At 73.4% G+C, this 15,928-nt stretch carries 15 protein-coding genes; 5 read left to right on the top strand and 10 right to left on the bottom strand.

The features are described from left to right. Positions 1 to 167: 167 nt before the first annotated feature. The 3 genes from ACIO5E_RS15270 to ACIO5E_RS15280 all read left to right on the top strand — a co-directional run bounded on the left by ACIO5E_RS15270 (position 168) and on the right by ACIO5E_RS15280 (position 3,276). On the top strand, positions 168 to 683 hold the full coding sequence (locus ACIO5E_RS15270; RefSeq protein WP_400667485.1) for a SigE family RNA polymerase sigma factor: 516 nt from the start codon (positions 168 to 170) through the stop codon (positions 681 to 683). Further along, on the top strand, positions 680 to 1,612 hold the full coding sequence (locus ACIO5E_RS15275; protein WP_400667487.1) for a hypothetical protein: 933 nt from the start codon (positions 680 to 682) through the stop codon (positions 1,610 to 1,612). The genes ACIO5E_RS15270 and ACIO5E_RS15275 overlap by 4 nt, the downstream gene beginning before the upstream one ends. A gap of 329 nt (positions 1,613 to 1,941) precedes the next feature. Then, on the top strand, positions 1,942 to 3,276 hold the full coding sequence (locus ACIO5E_RS15280) for a glycosyltransferase 87 family protein (RefSeq protein WP_400667489.1): 1,335 nt from the start codon (positions 1,942 to 1,944) through the stop codon (positions 3,274 to 3,276). A gap of 302 nt (positions 3,277 to 3,578) precedes the next feature. Here the strand turns inward: ACIO5E_RS15280 and ACIO5E_RS15285 are convergent, their stop codons facing one another. The 3 genes from ACIO5E_RS15285 to ACIO5E_RS15295 form a co-directional block, all read right to left on the bottom strand. Further along, on the bottom strand, positions 3,579 to 4,037 hold the full coding sequence (locus tag ACIO5E_RS15285; RefSeq protein WP_400667491.1) for a MarR family transcriptional regulator: 459 nt from the start codon (positions 4,035 to 4,037) through the stop codon (positions 3,579 to 3,581). Continuing rightward, positions 4,034 to 4,528 carry a MarR family winged helix-turn-helix transcriptional regulator gene (locus tag ACIO5E_RS15290; protein WP_280677333.1) on the bottom strand — a complete coding sequence of 165 codons (495 nt, stop codon included), beginning with the start codon at positions 4,526 to 4,528 and terminating at the stop codon, positions 4,034 to 4,036. Before ACIO5E_RS15290 ends, ACIO5E_RS15285 begins: the two co-directional genes overlap by 4 nt. A 98-nt stretch (positions 4,529 to 4,626) precedes the next feature. After that, positions 4,627 to 5,718 (bottom strand): VWA domain-containing protein, encoded by a 1,092-nt coding sequence (locus ACIO5E_RS15295; protein ID WP_400667492.1) that lies wholly within the window; start codon positions 5,716 to 5,718, stop codon positions 4,627 to 4,629. 667 nt (positions 5,719 to 6,385) lie between these two features. Between ACIO5E_RS15295 and ACIO5E_RS15300 the strand changes: the two genes are divergently transcribed. After that, positions 6,386 to 6,739, top strand: a complete 354-nt coding sequence (locus ACIO5E_RS15300; protein WP_400667494.1) for a beta/gamma crystallin domain-containing protein — start codon at positions 6,386 to 6,388, stop codon at positions 6,737 to 6,739. Positions 6,740 to 7,067: 328 nt separating this feature from the next. On the opposite strand, the gene ACIO5E_RS15305 is transcribed toward ACIO5E_RS15300, so the two are convergent. From ACIO5E_RS15305 to ACIO5E_RS15330, 6 genes are all read right to left on the bottom strand, one after another. Next, positions 7,068 to 7,607 (bottom strand): hypothetical protein, encoded by a 540-nt coding sequence (locus ACIO5E_RS15305; RefSeq protein ID WP_400667496.1) that lies wholly within the window; start codon positions 7,605 to 7,607, stop codon positions 7,068 to 7,070. Positions 7,608 to 7,854: 247 nt separating this feature from the next. Then, the gene (locus ACIO5E_RS15310) at positions 7,855 to 8,694 is read right to left on the bottom strand and encodes a PIG-L family deacetylase (RefSeq protein WP_400667498.1); all 840 of its coding nucleotides are present in this window, start codon (positions 8,692 to 8,694) and stop codon (positions 7,855 to 7,857) included. Positions 8,695 to 8,861: 167 nt separating this feature from the next. Then, the gene (locus ACIO5E_RS15315; protein WP_400667500.1) at positions 8,862 to 10,088 is read right to left on the bottom strand and encodes a cytochrome P450; all 1,227 of its coding nucleotides are present in this window, start codon (positions 10,086 to 10,088) and stop codon (positions 8,862 to 8,864) included. Further along, positions 10,085 to 11,482 carry an NAD(P)/FAD-dependent oxidoreductase gene (locus tag ACIO5E_RS15320; RefSeq protein ID WP_400667502.1) on the bottom strand — a complete coding sequence of 466 codons (1,398 nt, stop codon included), beginning with the start codon at positions 11,480 to 11,482 and terminating at the stop codon, positions 10,085 to 10,087. Before ACIO5E_RS15320 ends, ACIO5E_RS15315 begins: the two co-directional genes overlap by 4 nt. Continuing rightward, the gene (locus ACIO5E_RS15325) at positions 11,479 to 11,688 is read right to left on the bottom strand and encodes a ferredoxin (RefSeq protein ID WP_400667504.1); all 210 of its coding nucleotides are present in this window, start codon (positions 11,686 to 11,688) and stop codon (positions 11,479 to 11,481) included. Before ACIO5E_RS15325 ends, ACIO5E_RS15320 begins: the two co-directional genes overlap by 4 nt. 259 nt (positions 11,689 to 11,947) lie before the next feature. Continuing rightward, complete coding sequence (locus ACIO5E_RS15330) at positions 11,948 to 13,333, bottom strand: carboxylesterase family protein (protein WP_400667506.1); 1,386 nt, start codon at positions 13,331 to 13,333, stop codon at positions 11,948 to 11,950. Between the two features lie 146 nt (positions 13,334 to 13,479). Here ACIO5E_RS15330 and ACIO5E_RS15335 point away from each other — a divergent pair, with 146 nt between their 5' ends. Beyond that, complete coding sequence (locus tag ACIO5E_RS15335) at positions 13,480 to 14,466, top strand: Lrp/AsnC family transcriptional regulator (RefSeq protein WP_400667508.1); 987 nt, start codon at positions 13,480 to 13,482, stop codon at positions 14,464 to 14,466. Between the two features lie 103 nt (positions 14,467 to 14,569). On the opposite strand, the gene ACIO5E_RS15340 is transcribed toward ACIO5E_RS15335, so the two are convergent. Continuing rightward, positions 14,570 to 15,928: a hypothetical protein gene (locus ACIO5E_RS15340; protein WP_400667509.1), complete on the bottom strand. Its 1,359-nt coding sequence runs from the start codon at positions 15,926 to 15,928 to the stop codon at positions 14,570 to 14,572.

Raw genomic sequence — 15,928 nt, forward strand, 5'->3', positions numbered from 1 at the left:
TGCCGCCGTGCGCGGAAGGTCGCGGTGGCAACGGGATCACAGAGCACGCAGGGGCACGGAGACGTCGTGGTCAGGCTGGTCACCCGGGCATCCAAGCAGATCAGGGCAGCGGAAATTGATATCGAAGTCTTGTCATCCGTTTTCGGCGGGTGGTGCGTCCAAGGAGTATGAAGCGCGAACCGATGCGCCCGGGGGGCTGCCGATCCGACCCGTTCGACGAGTTCGTCGCGGCGCGGTACCAGACCCTGCTGCGGGGGGCGTACTTGATCACCGGGAACGTTCACGACGCCCGGGACCTCCTGCACGACGCGTTGGTGCAGGTGTACCCGAAGCGGTCGGTGATCCGGGACGCGGGGGCGGCCGAGGGATACGTCCGCACGACGATGGTCCGCACCCACGTCTCGCGGTGGCGCCGGACCAGACGGGAGGAGCTCACCTCCGCGCTGCCGGACAGGCCGGTGGTCCAGGAGAGCGGGTGGGACGACCAGTTGGCGGCGGCGCTGGCCGGGCTGCCGCGGCGGCAGCGGGCGGCGGTGGTGCTGCGCTACTACCTGGATCTGCCGGTCGCGCAGGTGGCGGAGGAACTGGGGTGTTCGCTGCCCACGGCGAAGACGCACCTGGCGCGCGGGATCAAGGCGCTTCGGCAGGAAATGGAACTGGTGAGGGAGTTGGTGGGGCCGTGAGCGCTGAGGCCGCATTCGAGGAAGAGCTGGCGGGCCGGCTCGCAGAACGTGCGGTATGGATCGGTGGCAGCGCGCCGCTGGCCGAGCTGCACGCGGCCGGTCGGCGGCGGGCTCGGCGGCAGAGGGCCGTGCGGGGCGCGGCGGCGGTGGCGGTGCTGGCCGTCGGGGCGGGGGCGCTGACGCAACTGGGCGGCGGTTCCGGGGACTCCCGGACGGGCCCGGCCAGTGGGGGCGTGAGTCTGGTGAGCCCGACGCCGGGGGCGCCGCGCTCGGTCGCCGTGATCCTGGAGTGCGCGAACGGGCCCACGGGCTGGCGGACGCTGGGCCTGCACCAGCACGGGAAGCAGGTGCTGTCGGACTTCCCGTCGACGGGTGGGCTCACGCCGTCGGACTTCCCCTCGTCGGGCGTCCCGTCGTCGGACTTCCCCTCGTCGGGGGTGCCGTCCTCCGGTGCCCCGTCGACCGGTGCCCCGTCGTCCCGGCCCACGTCCTCGGGCTCGCCGTCGCCGCTGTCGTACGCCACGACGGCGCAGTCCGATCTGGAACGGGCGGGTCAGGCCATCGAGTACATGGCGATGGCGGGCTACCGCGACCACTACTTCGGCACCTGCCGCGACACGAGCACGAACACGCTCTACGTGATGCGGGTCCCCGGCAGCGGCCTGGACGCGGCAGCGGCCTCGACGTTGACCGGCTGGCCGGCGGTGAAGCTGCAGTTCGCCGTCGCGGCCGGTTCGCGCGACGAGCTGTCGGCGTTCGGCGCCCGGATCCGAGCGGACAGGGAGGACTGGCAGGCCAAGGGCGTGGAGATCGAGGCGGTGACGGTCGCCATCGACGGCGCCGGAGTGGTGGTCGACACGCCGCAGTGGCAGACCGCGGCGGCGCAGATCGAAGCGAAGTACGGCCCCCAGGTGGCCGAGGTCCGCTGAGGCCCGACGTCAAGGGCTGACGCGAGGGGCCGGCGCCACGCCCACCCGTGAGGGGCACGGCGGCCGGCGGCCCCGAGGAACAACGAAAACACGACAGGCGGGCCGTGCGACGGGTACCCCGCCCTGCCTTGCCATGCCCCGCCGCGCCCCGGAGCGCGACGGGCGCCCCGCCGCGCTTCGCCATGCCCTGGCGGCACACGGGAGCTTCGGCACGAAGGACCACGGCGCCCCCGCCCCGTCGCACGGCCCGCCTGTCCGCGGCCCTCCATCCGCCGCGCCCCGCCGCGCCTCGCCGCGCGAGCTTTTCCGCCCAACCGAACGGGAGACCGATGTCCGAGACAGCCGCTGAGGGACCACGCCGGAACGAAGGACCGCCTCCGGACCGGGCCGACTCGACGGTCCTGGTCCTGGCCGCGGTGACGGCGGTGGCGTCCGCGCTCCTGGTCCGGTTCCTGCTGCTGGAGTACGAGTCGCCGGACTGGTACCGCTTCCTCGGTCCCTGGTACCGGTACATCACGGAGCAAGGCGGCTTCCACGCCCTCGGCAACGCCGACTTCTCGGACTACAACGTCCCCTACCTGTACCTCATGGCCGCGCTCACCTACCTGCCGGTGCCGGCGATGGAGGGCGTCAAGTGCCTATCGATCCTCTTCGACCTGGCGCTCGCCCACTACACCTACCGCATCGTCGCGCTGCGGTGGCCGCACCGGCCCCGGCGGGCGCTCGCCGCAGCGGTGGTCGTGCTGTTCCTGCCCACGGTCGTGACCAACAGCGGCTGGTGGGCCCAGTCCGACGCGGTCTTCACCACCTTCCTGGTGGCAGGCGTCTACCATCTCCTGCGCGACCGTCCCTGGTGGACCTGCTCGTTCTTCGGGATCGCCCTGGCCTTCAAGCTCCAGGCGGTCTTCTTGTTCCCGCTGCTGCTCGTTGCCGTCCTGGCCCGGCGGATACCGTGGCGGAGCCTGCTGGCCGTCCCGGCCGCGTACGTGGCACTCGACGTCCCCGCCATCCTGCTCGGTTCCGACCCCTGGCAGCTGCTGACGGTGTACGTGCGGCAGACGGGGACCTACAAGGACCTCACGCTCAACGCGCCGACGGTATACCAGTTCGTCTCGGTGCCGTACGGAGAGGAGGACCCGGTGCGCCGGGCGGGCGTCCTGGTCGCGGGCCTGCTCGTCCTGGCACTGATCTGGCCGGTGGTCCGGGCCGTACGGCGCACGGGCCTGGCCCAACCGGAGGACCGCACCGCGGGCAACGCGTGCACGGGGCTCACCGGAACGGTGATCCTGCTGCTGGCCACCGCCTTCGCGATCACGGTGCCGTTCCTGCTGCCGTCCATGCACGAGCGCTACTTCTACATCGCGGACATCCTCAGTGTGCTCGCCGCCTTCCAGCTGCCGCGGCAGCTCTGGTACCTGCCGGTCCTGGTCCAGCTCTCGTCCTTCGGCAGCTACCTCAAGTTCATCGCGCCCGGCGTGGCGCCGTACCTGTCGATGCCGGCCCACGGCGTGCTGATGCTGTTGGCGCTGATCGCCGTACTCCGGGCCACCGCCCGCGAGTTCCGGGTTGCAGCCCCTGCACCGTCCGGATCCGCCGGCCGCACCACGAGGCCGCCGCTCCCACTGCCGACCCGGTCGGCCCGCTGCGCCCCCGAGGCCACCTGAGCGCCGGCCCTCCAACCCTCGCCCGGCGCGCCCTCGCCCCCGTCGCGGACGTGCCGGGCGAGTCCGCCGACCGCCCGACGCCCCGCGCGCAGCCGTCAGGTGGATCGGACGGTCCACGACGGCAACGGCCGTGGTTCCACCTGCGTCGGCCAGACCGTCTGCGGGTGAAACCCGCAGCACGGGGGCTGTCGGCGCGAGGTTCGCCGCGGCGCCGTTCAGGCAACGGCCGGCTCCGCCCGACGCGCGGGCCGGGCCCGGCCCGGTCCGGTCCGGTCCGCGTGCTGGCGTCTCCATCGGCTCGGTCAGGCCGTCAGCTCCGCGAGCTCCGCGTTGGCGCGCTCGGTGACCAGGGCGAGGACGCGGCCGGCGGCGGCCAGGTCCTCGGCAGGTATCCCGCCCCAGATGCGGGCGCTGATGGGGCCGGTCTCCGCGCCGACGGCGGCGATCAGCGCACGCCCTGCGTCCGTGGGGCGAAGGTGCGCGCCGTCTGCGACGAGCAGCTGCTTGGCCAGCAGCTCGTCGAACGTGGCGCGGATGTCGTCCGGACCGGTCTTGAGGGAGCCCCGGACCTGGGTGACGAGATCGTCGGACGTCTGCGGGGCGTCGGCGGTGACGGCGGCGCGCAGGGCGACCTGCTGCTGGAACGTGACGGCGTGCCGGGCCAGGACGTGCTCCAGGACGCCGCGGGCGGCGTAGTGGGCCAGACCGAGGGCGCGGGCGTCGGCGCCGGGTGCGGTGGTGGTGGTTGCGGTGGTGGTCATGGTGTTGTCCCCCGGGTGCTCTCGTCGTTCGGCACGGATGGAATGAGAGGTGCGTCGAGCAGAGTCGTCAGCTCGTCGGTGAAGGCGCGCGTGCGCGGGGCGTCGAGGCCGCCGAGTGGCTCCAGCAACTGCTGGAGCAGTTCCTGGACCACCACGACGGCCTGCCGCGTGACGGCCTGGCCCTGCTCGGTGAGGCCGAGCTGTACGGCGCGAGGGTCGCGGGGATCTCGGGTGCGCTCGATCAGGCCGGCCGACTCCAGGGCGCGCGCCAGCTTCGAGACGTACAGCGCCTCCATACCGGTGTGGTCGGCGAGTCGGCGCTGACTGGGCCGCTCGCCGGCGCGCTGCATGCCGTGCAGCGACGCGACCAGTGAGTACTGCGCGTGGGTGAGGCCCAGCGGGGCCACTGCCCGATCGACCGCGACGCGCCACTTGTTGGCGAGCCGCCAGACCAGGAAACCGGGCGTGGGGCCCGGCGAACCGTTGCTCATGCCGAATAGATTACATAGCTACTATGTCCATGGATACTATTTTCCGGAGGCTGCGGCGGCGCACGCCGCGATGATGCCGGTAAGACCGCAGCCCCCGGCTACAGGAGGACGAGCAGCTTGGTGCCCGGCACCAACTTCCGGTTGACGGAGGTCGATTGGACGAACACGGTGTACGACGGGTTGTCGCCCGGCTTCACCGTGGCCTCCGACTTCGGCAGGCCGAGGAGCTGGCGGGCCGCCGGGCCCGAGAACACCCTGCCCGTCATCCGGCCGGTGGCCGGGTCCTTCTCGGCCACGGCGAGCTGCTTGTTGCCCTGGATCTTCTCGCGCTTGGACAGCTCGTAGAAGGCGCAGCCGGTCTTGTAGGGGTGCCCGGCGCTGGTGACGAAGTCGCGGATCGGCATCTGCTGGTCGACCGGGACCAGGATGTACTTGCCGGTGTCCAGGGCGTCGAGGTTGGCCTTCACCTCGGCGGTGCTCAGGTCCTGGCCCATCGCGAACAGGTTCCTGGTGCCGCGCACGCCCTGTTCGCGGCCCCGCAGGAAGCTGGTGGCGGCCGTCTTGACGGTGCCGATGGCCTCCTCGACGCCCTTGCTGGAGTCCGCGTCCCAGATCGCGATGTTGCCCGCGGGGAAGCCGTACTCCTGGGCGGTGCGCTTGGCCAGGGAGTTCGGGACCAGGATCGCCGAGGTCCAGTGGTCGGGGAGGTCGTCCATGGCGCTCTGGATGCGGTCCATCCACGTGCGCAGGACGGCGGCGCCCTGGCCTGCGCCCATGCGGATGTGCATCTGGCCGGTCCGCGAACAGCCGGAGGCGTTCTCCTCGCCGTCGGTGACGACGACCTGGAGGAAGGAGTGCTCCCCGTACCCTTCCCAGATGTTCTTCAGGTCGTCGACGGACTTCACGGCCGCCTCGATCAGCGCCGTCGCACCGTTGTCGACCCTGTAAAGGCCCTGCAGGGACGGCAGGTGCTTGACGTCCATGTCCCAGACGAGGTTCTGCACCTCGTGATCGAAAGCGTAGAGGCTGATGCGGGTCTCGTGACCGAGCCGGTCGGACTCCTCCTGCAGGCCCTTCACGAACTCGTCCACCACGCGGACAAGTTGCGCCTCGTGCTGGCGCATCGAGCCGGACTTGTCGACCACGAGCGAGACGTGGTTGACCTTGTGGTTGATCCTGTTCGCAGACATACTTCCAGCCCTTTTCCAACGCTCTTTCGACGCCTTTCCGGCGCCCCCTCCAACGTTGTTCACACACTACGAGGAGGCACTGACAGTGCCTTCTGACCTGGGGTTGTGTAGATGCCGAGCTTGGGGAAGCCGCGGTAGAGGTGCGAGCCAACCGTGCGCGGGGAGAGTCGGGACGGCTGCGGCCTGCGGAGGATCTTCTCCGGCTCCTTGACGGTGAGCGGGTGCCCGGGGGCCTTCCGGGGCGGGAGTCCTCGGCCCGCCGCCCCGGAAGGTGTCCCACCGGGGGCGGCGGTCTGACGCCCCGTAGGACGGCCGCCTCCCCCGCAACCCGGCCACCGGAGAAGTCCCCCGTATCCGCCAAGTTCGCCACGCCCGGGCACCCGCGAATCCGGCTCCGGACGCCGAGGCGGGGGTGATCCGTCCGGCGCCCGCCCCCGGGCGCGACACCCGGGGCGGTGAACCGGACAGTTCGCCACGGAATCACTCACGTCACACCAGAAAGATGGACCCCGTAGTACCCAGGGAATTTCGGATGGATATGGCCGAGAACCAGTCCTGTTCGATTAGTACACGGTGGACGACGACGGTGGCCGTCAGGATGCTTGTTCCGCACGACGCCACCCGCAGTGGTGGCGTCGTGCGTTCACGATTCGACTGAGGAGGGCCTGTGATCTCGAAAACGAAGAAGGTCGCCCGTACCGTGACCGCGGCGTTCGCCGCGGCCGCCGCGTTCGCCTTGACCGTGCCCACCGGAACCGCCTACGCCATCGACCACGTCGAGTGCCGCGGCGGGGAGAACTTCCTGAAGATCTGGTCGCACGACGGCGGCCGGCAGAGCGTGGACTGCTACGCGAACGGCGGGCGGACATCCTTCGGCAGCTGGTGGGTCGACCGGATCTACACGGGGAACAACGACCTGATCTACTACGACGAGAACGGCGATTCGGTGAAGATCGCGCGGTGGACCGACATCTCCTTCCCGAACCGTCCGCCGAAGGTCAAGGACATCGAAATCCTGTGACGGGCCGGCTGCTCGGGACGGCCGTTTTTCACTGACCACCCATTCCCGGATACCGATTTTCCCGGGCCGGCCCCGGTTTTCCCTGACCTGAATCCGCTCGTACCCGGCCCGCGCCGATGCCGGCCACGCCTTTCCGGGCGTGGCCGGCATCTGCCGGTGTACGACCCTTGCCGCGCCACCCCTCGGCGACCGGTCGGGCGGTGACGGGTTGCGCCGACCCGACCGCCCGGGTGGCCGGCGGCCGAACGGTCCGTGCCGTGGTTCGGGGGTGCGGCCGCGGGGGCGGGCGGAGCGGTCGGCGTCCCGCACCGGTGCGGGACGCCGCGCCTCAGCCTTCGTCCGCCCTGGACAGGGCGTCGGTGATCAGGCGGGTGGCGAAGTCGTGGTCGTCGCCGGACATCCGGTTGACGTGCTCCGCGAGCAGGGTGGCCGTGGCTTCCAGGGGGTTCATCTCGGCATCGGTCCAGGGGCCGTACTGCGCGCGCCACAGGTTGGGGCTCAGGCCGCTGCCCGCGGCGATGAGCAGGCCGGCCATGGTGGGGACGACTTCGGGACGGAAGGTCCTGGGCATCATGCGCATCGTGGCCACGAGGGCGGGCACCGTGTACTCGATGACGTCCTTGTCGTGGTCCTCGCAGGCCGTCCGCAGCCAGTTCATGAACATGTAGATGAGCGTGCAGGTGCCGTCCAACAGCGCGTTGAACTCCGTGGGGCCCAGGGATGCGGCGAACTGGTCGAGCATCTGCTGCTGCTTGGGGTCCGTCCCGGTCCTGCCGTCGTAGACGGCTTTGAGCCGGGAGTCGATCACCATGAGCGCTGTGCTCACATCGCCGACGGAAGCGTACCGGGGGTCACAGGGTGATGACACGGGGCTCCTTCGCGAACGGCCGTAGCGGGCGCGCGGCCTGTCCGTTCGTAGGGTAGGACGCCGACCGGACCGGGTCCGGCGAATCCTGCTGTTGCCCGTGGGGCGGGCCGGTCCGCCGTACCCGACGCGGGGTGTTTCAGTACGTTTGAGTGATTCCTTCAGGGATGGGTTCGATTATTCAGGACCGCACCGGTCTGGTCGGAGCCCGGCCGGGACGCCCCGGCTGGGGCGCCCCGGCGGCGGGTGGTCAGCGCAGTCCGGCGAACAGGTCCCGCTCGGGCAGCGCGGCGCCGGTGGTGTCGCGGACCCGGACGAAGGTCTCCACGCCCATCAGCTCGGTGAACCGCTCCCTGCCCATCCGCAGGAAGAAGATGTTCTCGCTCTGGCTGGAGTGCGCGAGCAGCGCGTCGTACTTCCGGCCGCCGAAGACGGTGGTGTCCACCCAGGTGGTGATCTCCTCGTCGGGCAGCCCGAACGGGGGCAGCTCGGGGTCCTGCCCGTCCGGCTCCGGGGCCTCCCAATCCGCGCCGAACTCGCGCATGACCTCGCCGAACCGCCGCATCATCGAGCGCGGCGCGGTGGTCCAGTACACCTTGGGCGCCAGGTCGGGGGTCAGCGCCAGGGCGGCCGTGGTGATGCGGTTGGCCTGGATGTGGTCGGGGTGGCCGTAGAAGCCGTTCTCGTCGTAGGTGACGACGACGTCGGGGCGGTAGCGGAGCATCAGGTCGGCCAGGCGGGCGGCGCCGTCGGCGACGGGGGTGCTCCAGAACGAGCCGGGGGCGTGGTTGGCCGGCCAGCCCATCATCCCGGAGTCGGCGTAGCCGAGCATTTCGAGGTGGTCGACCCCCAGGACGCGGCAGCTGACCTCCAGCTCCTTGCGGCGCAGGGCGGCGACGGCGGCCGGGTCGTGCCCGTCCTCACCCGGCTTGACGCCGCCGGGGCCGTCGCCGCAGGCGCCGTCGGTACAGGTGACGAGGACGGTGCGCACGCCCTCGGCGGCGTAGCGGGCGAGGACGCCGCCGGTGCTGGTGGCCTCGTCGTCGGGGTGGGCGTGCACTGCCATCAGGGTCAGGGGCCGGTCGGCCATGGGTTCCGTCCTCCGGTCGGTCGGGGTGAGCCGCCACCAGTCTGCGCCAGTGCTTCGCCGCCGTGACATCCGCCCCCGTCCCGCGACTTGGCGAAGCGTTCGCCTCCTGTGGCGGCTGCGCGCCGATCGCCGGGCTGCGCCGCCGGCGGGCGGCGGGCGGTGCCCCGTCAGCCGGTGGTGCCGGTCACGTCGCGCTCGACCGGGAGGTGGCGGGGGCCGCGCAGGATGGGGCTGCGCCGGTAGGGCGGCGGGTCCTCGGCCAGGCGGGCGTCGTCCAGCCGGCGCAGGAGCGCGTTGAGCGCGATCCGGGCCTCGATCCGGGCGAGCGGGGCGCCGTAGCAGGTGTGGATGCCGCTGCCGAAACCGAGGTGCTGGTTGTCCTTGCGCAACGGGTCGAAGCGGTCCGGGTCCGCGAAGCGCCGGGGGTCCCGGTTGCCGGAGGCGAGCACCAGGATCAGCGGGGCGCCCCGGGGGACGGTGACCCCCGCGACCTCGATGTCGGTGAGCGGCGAGCGCTGCGGCAGGTACTGGACGGGTGGCTCGAAGCGCAGCAGTTCCTCCACCGCCCCCGGCATGAGCCCGGGATCGGCCCGCAGCCGCTCCAGGGCCTCGGGGTGGCGCAGGAGGGTGAGCATGCCGTTGGTGATCAGGTTGACGGTGGTCTCGTGTCCGGCGATCAGCAGCAGGACCGCCGTGGACGTCAACTCCTCCTGGGTGAGGCGGCCTTCGGGGCCGTCGCCGTTGGCCAGGGCGGAGAGCATGTCGGCGGTGGGGTGGCTGCGGCGTTCCTCGGCCAGGCCCCCCAGGTACCGGCCCATCGCGATGCGGGCCTGCTGGGCCTCCTGCCGGCGCTGCTCCGGGTCCTGACCGGGCGTCGGGTCGAAGCCGGCGATGACGGCGTTGGTCCAGGCGCGGACGCGGGGCAGGTCCTCGTGGGGCACGCCCAGGAGCCGGCTGATCACGGTGACGGGCAGCGGGTAGGCGAAGTCGTCGACGAGGTCGATCCGGCCCTTGTCCGGGAAGGCGTCGATCAGTTCCTCGGCGATGCGGGTGATGTCGCCGTGGAGGGCGTCGATCCGCCCCGGGGAGTGCGGCGGGCCGAAGGGGCGCATCGCGAGGCGGCGCAGCCGGTCGTGCTCGGGGTCGTCGAGTCTGATGAAGGCGGGCGTCAGGCCGTCCTGGGTGAAGGTGGGGTCCGGGTCCTTCCGGCTGCGCTGGTCCGAGCTGACCCGGGGGTCGTGGAGCAGGGCGGCGATCTCGTAGTAGGTGCCCACGAGGTAGGCGCCGTCGTCCTGGCGCACCACGCCGTTCTCGCGCAGTTCGGCGTAGAGCGGGTAGGGGTCGGCGCGGTTCGTGTAGTCGTTGATGCGGCGCAGGAGGGTGTCGGGGGTCATCCGGGGGTTTCCTCGTCGGCGGGGGGCGGCGGTCCGGGGCGTCCGTGCCGGACCAGGGTCAGGTGCCGGTCCGGCAGGTGCCCGGTGAGGGCCACGGTCGGTCCGTGCGACAGCAGTTGCGGGTCGGGCACGTCGGAGGGGACGGTCACCGGCACGGCGGGTCGGTCGGCGGCGCCGGGCGCGGGGGGAAACGGTGCGGACGTCTCGATGAGGTACTGGTAGTGCTCCAGCCACTTGGCGCGGTTGACGCTGACGGCCGCGGTGATGCGCCCCCGGTAGCCGTAGACGGCGACGAAGCGGCCCTCCTGCAACGAGCCCTGGGCGAGGACCACCTGGTCGGAGAAGGTCGGTACGCCCACGGACTTGATGTTGAGGCCGAACTGGCTCGACCAGAAGGCGGGGACGGTCAGGTGCGGCCGCCGGCGCGGTCCCGGGCTGATCATGTTGTGGGCGGCGACCTCGGCCTGGGCGACCGCGTTGCCCCAGTGTTCGAGGGAGAGCATCTGGTACTCGAAGAGCGGGTGCGGGAAGCGGGCGACGTCCCCGGCGACGAAGACGTCGTCGGTGACGATCCCGTACATGGTGAAGGCGCGGCACCCCGCGTCGCAGGCGACGCCCCGGGGGCCGGCGGCCAGGCCCGATCCTTCGAGCCATTCGGTGTTGCGCACGGCGCCCAGGGCGACGACCGCGACATCGGCGTCGATCCGGCCGCCGTCGGAGAAGTCGGCGCCGGTGAACCGGCCGTTCTCGCTCCTGAGCGCGGTGACCGTCACGCCGCAGCGCAGATCGACACCGTGTGCGCGCTGCGCCGCCGCGGCGAAGGCGCCGAGCACCCCGCCCAGCGCGCCGACGAGCGGGACGGGGCCGCGTTCGGCGACGGTCACCTCCAGGCCGCGCTCGCGGCAGGCGGAGGCGATCTCGGAGCCGGTGAACCCGGCACCGATCACCAGCACCCGGCGGGGCCCGGCGTCCAGGCGTTCGGTGAGGCGGGCCGCGTCGTCGGCCGTGCGCAGGGTGAGGACGCCGTCCAGCGCGGCCTGGGCGGGTTTCGGCCAGGGGCGGGCGCGGGTCCCGGTGGCGATCAGCAGCCGGTCGTAGGGGAGGCGTTCGCCGTCGGCGAGGATCACCTGCCGCTCCTCCGGGTCGACCCGGTCGGCGCGCACCCCGAGCTTCCAGCGCGCTTCGACGGCCCGGCGTTGCGGCAGCCCGACGTCCAGGGCGTGGACCCGTCCGAGCAGCACCTGCTTGGACAGCGGCGGCCTGTCGTACGGGGGGTGGGGCTCCTCCCCCACCACGGTCAGCGAGCCGGCGTAGCCCTGCGCGCGCAGCGTCTCGGCGGCGCGCAGGCCGGCCAGCGAGGCGCCGACGACGACGATCCGCTCGACGCCGTTCATCGGGCCGCGGGACCGGCCGGCTCGCCGACGAGGATGGCCTGCACCGGGCAGGCCGCCGCCGCCCGGAGGACGCGCTCCTGCTGCCCGTCGGGGACGGCCGGGGTGAACATCAGGGACTCCTCGCCGTGCAGTTCGAACACCTCAGGGGCGAGGAACACGCACTGGGCGTACGCCTGGCAGCGATTGAGGTCGACAACGATCTGCATCCCGGTACGCTCCTCCGCTCGGCCCGCCCGCCGTGTCCGTCCTACGGCCTGGCGACGGGCCGCGCGAGCGGTGGTGCTCCGGTGGGGTGGGCGGCCGGGCGGCACGCCGGTGTACGGGAGCCGGTCCGGCGGGGGCGGGGATCCGGTGCGGCGGACGGCGCGTCCGCCGGCGGGCGCGGCGCGGTGTCACCCGGCCGGGTTCCTGGACTTGCGCCGGACGTGGGCGCCGGGCAGGGCCTGTGCCGGGTGGGCGGCGCCGTCAGCCGAACCGTTCGACGTCGGCGCCGCTCCGGTACGGCGCCCAGTCGCCGCCCGGGGCGCCGGTGGCCGTGAACGCGGCGAGCGCGCCGGCGAAGTCGGCGGCCAGGGCGCGGTCCGAGGCGCTGACGGCGCCCAGCATCGGGGCGGCCGGGTAGGCGTCGAAGGTGCCGAAGAGGAAAGGCAGTTCGGCGCAGTGGGTGGCGCCGAGGCCGAGGTCGTCGGTGGGCGGCCGGCGGGCGAAGCGGTAGACGTACGCCGGGGTGCCCTGGGCGGCGCGGTACTCGGCCAGCTCCGTACCGCCGACGCCGAAGAACCGGTCCGCGGCGGCCTCGCCCTCGGGTCCGCGGTGGCCGAAGGCCGTCATCTCGTCCGTGACCGTGCCGAGCAGCAGCTCCTTGCCGCCCAGGCCGCCGGCGCCGGCCGCCGCGAGCAGGGGCTGCGGGAGTCCCGCACCCCCGAGGACGGGGTACATGAGCGGGGTCGGGTCGCCGGGCGTGCCGCGGTCGGCCGCCAGCCGGCGATAGGCCGCCAGCAGGCGCTGGACGGGCAGGGCGCGCAGCTCCTCGTAGCCGCTCCGGTCCCCGGCCAGGCCGAGCAGGCGCAGGTAGGCGGTGGCGGTGGCGGTGGCGTCGGCCGGGTCCCGCGGGCGCAGGCCCCACGGGCCGCTCTGGGCGATCACCCGGCGGATGGAGCCGCCGGTGGCGGGGTCGAGCGCCAGCGCGAGGGCCGAGTAGGCGCCGGCCGACTGGCCGCCGACCGTGATCGACTCGGGGTCGCCGCCGAACGCGGCGATGTTCTCCCGGACCCAGCGCAGCGCGGCGCCCTGGTCGCGGCAGCCGGGGTTGTCCGCGCCGAACTCCGGCAGGTACAGGTAACCCAGCGGCCCCAGGCGGTAGTTGGCGGTGACCACGACGATGCCGCCGAGTTCGGCGAGGCGGGCGCCGTCGTACCAGTCCCAGCCGCCGCAGCCGCTGCTGAAGCCGCCGCCGTGGAACCAGAGCAGCACCGGGCGCAGCGCGGGGGTGTCGGTCGCGGGGGCACCGGCGGGGGCGGGCAGGGCCTGGCGGGGCGTCCAGACGTTGAGGGTGAGGCACCCGTCCTCGTCCCAGTCCGGCTCGCGCTCCCCCATCACGGCCTCCAGCCGGGACGGATCCTGCGGCACCGCCGGGCCCGGGCGCAGCGCGTCCCGGACCCCGCTCCAGGCGGGCTGCGGGTGCGGCGCGGCGAAGCGCAGCGCGCCCACCGGGGAGGCCGCGTACGGGATGCCCCGGAAGGCCGCCACCGCGCCCTCCAGGGTGCCGCGCAGCCGGCCCTGCCCGGTGGCGAGCACCGGGCCCGTTCCGCGGCCGTCCGTCCCGCCCGTCCCGTTCGATTCGTTCGTCATCGCCGTCCCGTTCGTCATGGCCGTCCCGTCCCCTCTCGTCGTGCCGTGCTGGACGGTTCAGGTGTACGGCCCGCCGTAGGGACCCGGCCAGTATGGGCTCGTTCGGTGGGGAAAAGCGGACGCGGCAGTGCCCTAGAGTGCCGAATGTGCGCCATTCACTCGACGAGACCGACCGCAGGATCGCCGCCGCGCTGCTGATCGCGCCCCGCGCTTCCTGGCGTACGCTCGCGCACTGCCTGGACCTGTCCGAGCGCACGGTCGTCCGCCGGGCCGGCCCGCTGTACGCCGACGGCACGCTGCGGGCCACCGCGGTACGCAACCCCGTCCGGTTCCCCGCCCTGATCCCGCTGGCGCTGCGGGTGCGCTGCCGTCCGAACCGGGTCCGGGCGGTGGCCGCCACCTTGGCCCGCCGGCCCGACACGGTCTGGGTGGACGTGCTGGGCGGCGGCGACGAGATCAGTACGATCCTCTTCCTGGACGGCCCCGAGGCCCGCGACACCCTGCTGCTGCGCGACCTGCCCGCGACCGCCGCCGTCTCCTCCTGGACCTCGCACACGCTGCTGCGGGTCTTCCCGACCTCGTTCTCCTGGAGTGCCGGCCTGCTCTGCGAGCGGGAGACCTCGCTGCTCCACGCGGCCGACCCGCTCTCGGCCGACCCGCCGTCGGGCGGCGCACCCGAGCCGGCGGAACCGCTGCTCGACGACCCCTTGATCGAGGCGCTGAGCGCGAACGGCCGGGCCGGCTACACCGAGCTCGCCGCCCGGACCGGCCTGAGCCCGCTCACCGCCCGGCGCCGGGTGGACGCGCTGATCCGCGGCCGGGTGGTCCGGCTGGCCACCGAGCTGGACCTGGCGCTGCTCGGCTGCCACGCCGAGGCGCTGCTCTGGCTGACCGTCAGCCCCGGCGCGCTGGACGCCACCGGCGAAGCGCTCGGCCGCCACCCCCGGGTCCGCTTCGCCGCCGCCACCACGGGCCCCGCCAATCTCCTGCTGGCGGTGGCCGTGGCCGATCTCAGCGCCCTGTACGCCTTCCTGACCGAGACCGTCGGCGCCCTGGAGCGGATCTCCACCGTCGAGACCACCCCGATCCTGGTCACCGCCAAGCGCACCGGCCTGCCCCGCCCGCCCCGGTGAGCCTGCGGGCCGCGCGGGGCCGCGGTGGTGTGGTCTCGCGGGGCCCGCGCGGACCCGCCGATCCTGGCATCCGAGGAGCCGCAGGGGCCGCCGTCCGTCGCGGCTAGGGCTTGTCCGCAGGGACCTGACGGTCCGCCAGGTGCGCGAGGGCGTCCTGCCAGGTGCCGGTGTGGACGGGCAGGGGCCGCAGGGCTGCCGCCAGCGCGTGGACGGCGTCGGCGGTGGCGGGGCGGGCGATCCAGTTGACGATGGACGCCAGCAGCCGGGCCCGGGTCGGGGCGCCGGCCTGGGGTGCCTGGGTCAGGACCGCGGTGACCGCCGGGCCCGGCCGGCCGGTCCGGGCCGGGTCGGCCAGGTGGAGGGCGCCGGTGCCGGGGGCGGGGCGCAGCACGGTGTAGGGCTCGGGCCGCAGCCGCCAGCCGGCCCGTTCCAGCTGCCGGGCGCGTTTGACGAGGTCGGACATCCAGGTGCGGGGGAAGAGCACCGCCTGCTCCCCGTCGTGCTGCTCCCCGTCCCGCACGGCGGCTCCGCACAGCAGCGGGATCGCCCCCGCCTCCGCGGACGCGTGGGCCGCGTAGCCGGCGAGGACCGCGTCGAGGGCCTGGCGCAGGGCGAGGGGGGTACGGGCGCGGGCGAGGAGTTCGCCGCCGCGGAAGAGGAGGTAGAAGGTGTCGGGCCGTTCGACGGTGAGGGTGACGGGCGTGTAGCCGTCGTCGTGGACGCCGCCGGTGGCGGCCTCGGCGATCTGGCGGGATTCGTCGCCGCGTACCGCGATGCCCAGGCGGGTGCCGTTGAGGCGGGCGGTGAGGACGGCGTCGACGGGCTGGGCGGCGACGCTCACCGAACAGCTGGTGGGTGCCTCGATGACGGTGGCCTGCGGGTCCGCACCGCTGAGCGCGACCAGGGCGTGGCTCACCTGGTCGAAACCGGTGAGCACGTGGGCCGCTCGGCCGGGGGTCAGGAGCACGGCGGTGGGGGTGCCCTGCTGCGCCGCGCGCCGGCCGAGGTCGGCCAGGGGCCGGTGCGCCGGTTCGGGCAGGGGTCGGCCGAGCAGTCGGGTGCCGTCGGTGTCGACCAGGAGCACGGAGGCGTCGAGGTGCGGGAGGCCGTGGGCGTTCGCCGCGAGGTCGGCGGCCAGTTGGGTGCAGAAGCCGCAGTCGGCGGCCATCGCCACCACGAGCACCGGGTGCGACAGCGGCCCGGCGCAGTCGGTGGCCTGCGCCGCCAGGTCGCCGTGCGCCGCGGGCGTGCCGGTTGCGGCGGGCGTGCCGGGTGCGGTGGGTTCATCGCCCGGTGCGACGAGGCCGGCGGCCCGCCACTGGGTGAGGCAGTGGGCGTGCTGGGCGTGGTGCTCGGCGGCGGCAGGGCGGCCGCGCAGCCAACCGAGAGCGGTCGGGCCGAGGTAGGCCGCGGCGGGCCTGCCGGTGTCCACCAGGACCCCGCCGCTGCCCAACTCCGCCAC

It is taken from the genome of Kitasatospora sp. NPDC087314 (assembly GCF_044744365.1).
Classification (GTDB): domain Bacteria; phylum Actinomycetota; class Actinomycetes; order Streptomycetales; family Streptomycetaceae; genus Kitasatospora.

Coding starts and splice junctions, on each gene's coding strand:
- ACIO5E_RS15270 (WP_400667485.1), top strand. CDS start 168: ATGAAGCGCGAACCGATGCGCCCGGGGGGCTGCCGATCCGACCCGTTC.
- ACIO5E_RS15280 (WP_400667489.1), top strand. CDS start 1,942: ATGTCCGAGACAGCCGCTGAGGGACCACGCCGGAACGAAGGACCGCCT.
- ACIO5E_RS15285 (WP_400667491.1), bottom strand. CDS start 4,037: ATGACCACCACCGCAACCACCACCACCGCACCCGGCGCCGACGCCCGC.
- ACIO5E_RS15290 (WP_280677333.1), bottom strand. CDS start 4,528: ATGAGCAACGGTTCGCCGGGCCCCACGCCCGGTTTCCTGGTCTGGCGG.
- ACIO5E_RS15295 (WP_400667492.1), bottom strand. CDS start 5,718: ATGTCTGCGAACAGGATCAACCACAAGGTCAACCACGTCTCGCTCGTG.
- ACIO5E_RS15310 (WP_400667498.1), bottom strand. CDS start 8,694: ATGGCCGACCGGCCCCTGACCCTGATGGCAGTGCACGCCCACCCCGAC.
- ACIO5E_RS15315 (WP_400667500.1), bottom strand. CDS start 10,088: ATGACCCCCGACACCCTCCTGCGCCGCATCAACGACTACACGAACCGC.
- ACIO5E_RS15320 (WP_400667502.1), bottom strand. CDS start 11,482: ATGAACGGCGTCGAGCGGATCGTCGTCGTCGGCGCCTCGCTGGCCGGC.
- ACIO5E_RS15325 (WP_400667504.1), bottom strand. CDS start 11,688: ATGCAGATCGTTGTCGACCTCAATCGCTGCCAGGCGTACGCCCAGTGC.
- ACIO5E_RS15330 (WP_400667506.1), bottom strand. CDS start 13,333: ATGACGAACGAATCGAACGGGACGGGCGGGACGGACGGCCGCGGAACG.